At 47.3% G+C, this 471-nt stretch carries 1 pseudogene; it reads left to right on the top strand.

Features of this window, described 5'->3' with window-relative positions:
* Positions 1-471 (top strand): annotated as a pseudogene (locus J5M73_RS31230) (F0F1 ATP synthase subunit alpha); the annotation flags it as partial.

Raw genomic sequence — 471 nt, 5'->3', positions numbered from 1 at the left:
CTTCTGGAAAGAGCCGCCAAAATCATCGATGATGATCAGGTTGCCTCTCAGATGAATGATTTACCCGAATCATTGAAAAATAAAGTGAAAGGAGGTGGGTCGCTTACCGCACTTCCGATCATCGAAACACAAGCGGGTGACGTTTCGGCTTATATCCCGACCAACGTGATTTCGATTACCGATGGTCAGATCTTCCTTGAATCGGATCTGTTTAACTCGGGGATCCGTCCTGCGATCAATGTTGGGATTTCGGTTTCTCGTGTTGGCGGGAGCGCTCAGATCAAACCCATGAAAAAAGGATCCGGTACCTTGAAACTCGACCAAGCCCAGTATCGTGAGTTGGAAGCCTTTGCAAAATTTGGCTCCGATTTGGATGCGGCTACCATGGCTGTGATTGGTAAAGGGGAACGAAATGTTGAAATTTTGAAACAAGGCGTAAATTCACCCCTGCCGGTAGAAGAACAAGTAGCC

This window comes from Pseudomonas sp. 50_B, assembly GCF_017491625.1.
Lineage (GTDB): Bacteria > Pseudomonadota > Gammaproteobacteria > Pseudomonadales > Pseudomonadaceae > Aquipseudomonas > Aquipseudomonas danubii.
Note: the sequence above shows the minus strand (reverse complement) of the source record. Positions and strands in the feature narration are given on the sequence as shown.